Source organism: Nocardia sp. NPDC004260 (genome assembly GCF_053603155.1).
The window spans coordinates 1-2286 of sequence record NZ_JBSGEZ010000231.1; the positions used below are offsets into that span (position 1 = coordinate 1).

The window sequence follows — 2286 nt, forward strand, 5'->3', positions numbered from 1 at the left end:
GTGTGGAGCCGGCCCGTGCGAAAGATTCAGGACGGGTCATATCCCACGAAGAATTTCTTCGGAATTTCCCAGAAACTCCTGTAGAGAAAGCATTTTCCAGTCCCGTCGATATCGCGCGCAGCTTCTCACTGGACAAGCGCGGTGAGCAAACGGTAGTGGAGGCCTACGAAGTCGCCCTCGAACACATCGTGCCGTTCAACAGCGGGATCGCCGAAAGTATTCTCCGTGATCTGCACCGAGAAGCGGCACTGAACCCCAACCGAAGGTTTGCCTTCCTCGGCCGAGACGGGCACATCCTCGCAGCGGGCGTACGAGGACGAGACCCCCACTTCTTCGAGAACCAGTGCGCAGAAATTGTGGTATCGAGACCAGTAATGGAGATGGTCGCACGAGACTACGAAGCGAGAACGGGAAACAAGATCCCCTTACCGTCTTCCTTCCGCACGAAATTGGAAGAAGAAAAACAATGGGATTACATGAAAGATCGGATAACCGGTTCCTGGGAACATTTCACAACCTACCTCGATAGGCGCGGTCTCAACACCGAGGCGTTGACTGTCATCGACAACAGCCTACGAGGCAGAACGCAAGAGGTCATGGCACACGTCCTGGACGGAGTGGATGTTCGAGGCCACTACGCCTTTCTCACCGTTGCTCCCGACGACCCGCATCCGCTCAGCAAGAAAGGGCACGTCTTCCATCTGCCGGCGACCCACTGGCAAGGAGGCGCTACCAAGTTCCTACCCGACGACGAAAACCTGACCTTTCTTTCCAATCAAGCACTGTGTGTCGTCGAAATGCTGACACCTGGTCCCGCGCATTCGGCGATCGCTCTCACCCGACACGGTCCAGACCAAACACGCCCTTCCGCTCCTCTCGGCCCCCACCTTTTCCCCGACCCCATCGATGAGCGCTATCAGCAGCCCCGAGTCCCGGAAGCGGCCAAGACCAGCATCCTCCTCGCCGCCTCGCACCATGCACAGAGCGGAAGCGCCGGAGACCTGCACTCATTTCCCCGGCAGGTGCGATCCTGGATCCTCGGCGACACAGCCTGCGACCCGCGCCTGGCAACACTCATAACAGCGCTCTCCCCCAAATGGAAGAATTCCTTGGGAACTGTCGGACCGGGGCAGGGGCTGGTGTGACCGAACCCCTAACGGACCCCTGTATTCGATACTGGATGCAATGTACCTGACCGTTCTGACTCGCTCGTGCCCGTCTCGGAGGGCGTAGAACGGGGGCACGACCGGATACAGGGCGCGGCTTCTGCTGGTGTGGATACCGTCATCCGTATGGGAGAGACAGGTTTTGACGATCTCGAGTTCGCGCGCCAGCAGCTGCATCTGGCTGTCGAGGAGTGGACCCGCAGCTGCGGGGTCATCTCGCTGCCGCTGCGCTGGAGGCGCGGGTCGGTGAGCTGGGCGAGCGGGTGCGCACCGTCGAGCAGGATGCCGCGGCGGCGCGAGTGCTGGCGGGTGCGTCGCAGTTGGGGCAAGCGTGTTGTTCAACCGCGGGTGGCGGCCTGCTCGGGGGTCAGCTCCATGCTGGAAGTCTCTCAGTCGATCCCGGGCTGTCGCAGAACCCTCGCATCCGCTCATTTATGAGAACGCGAACCGCCACCGCTGAGTCCCGTAGTTTTAGTTAGCTGAGGTCACACAGTCGCGATGCGCAGGCCGATCAGCACCGCGGAAACGATCAGGATCACCGCCGCCGGTGCGACGTGGACTGCGTCGCCGCCGCGCAGATGCGCTCCGACTGCGCCCACGAAGTACAGCACCAGACCGATCGCGGCGGCGACGCCCAGCGAGGCGAACCAGATGCCGGCCAGGAGACCGGCGGCGCCGGCGATCTCGGCTGTCGTCAGCCACGGGACCCACGTCAGCGGCACCCCGATGGACTCGAAGCCCGCCATCCGCGCCGGATTGCGGACCAGCTTGTCCCGCGCCGAGGCCAGCAACACGAGCGAGAGCAGCACGGCGACTACGGTATAGGCGATGTACATTACGACACTCCAACCTGGGATCTGGCTCTAAAGGGGTTGCCCGGGTGAAACCGGTGGGGCATACACCTTCGCTTCTACGAGGTCGCGATGTACCCGACCGCGCCGAGGTGGTCGACGATGTCGGTGGCTGCCAAGGGACGTTGCGCGGTGCGGGTGATCTCGGCGACGTGGTCGGCTGGGCAGGCGGTGACCGGGCCGGACACGGTGGCGCAGACCGTGCAGTCGGCGACGGCGCCGGTGAGGTGGGCTTGGATGTTACGGCCGTCGAGTGCGGCGACCAAGCC

At 62.7% G+C, this 2286-nt stretch carries 3 protein-coding genes and 1 pseudogene; 2 read left to right on the top strand and 2 right to left on the bottom strand.

The annotated features are described in order from the left end of the window. Together ACWEO7_RS39225 and ACWEO7_RS39230 are read left to right on the top strand one after the other, a co-directional pair. Nucleotides 1-1145, top strand: a 1145-nt coding sequence (locus ACWEO7_RS39225) for a hypothetical protein (protein ID WP_452430882.1), incomplete at its 5' end; no start/stop codon positions are given. A gap of 224 nt (nucleotides 1146-1369) precedes the next feature. Continuing rightward, nucleotides 1370-1483, top strand: a pseudogene (locus ACWEO7_RS39230) (hypothetical protein); the annotation flags it as partial. Nucleotides 1484-1651: 168 nt separating this feature from the next. Here the strand turns inward: ACWEO7_RS39230 and ACWEO7_RS39235 are convergent. Both ACWEO7_RS39235 and ACWEO7_RS39240 read right to left on the bottom strand, forming a co-directional pair. Beyond that, nucleotides 1652-2002 carry a DoxX family protein gene (locus ACWEO7_RS39235; protein WP_452430884.1) on the bottom strand — a complete coding sequence of 117 codons (351 nt, stop codon included), beginning with the start codon at nucleotides 2000-2002 and terminating at the stop codon, nucleotides 1652-1654. Between the two features lie 74 nt (nucleotides 2003-2076). Next, on the bottom strand, nucleotides 2077-2286 hold a 210-nt coding region (locus tag ACWEO7_RS39240; RefSeq protein WP_452430886.1), incomplete at its 5' end, for a hypothetical protein.

Bases quoted from the DNA above. Each gene is read 5' to 3' on its own strand.
- ACWEO7_RS39235 (WP_452430884.1), bottom strand. From the start codon at position 2,002: ATGTACATCGCCTATACCGTAGTCGCCGTGCTGCTCTCGCTCGTGTTG.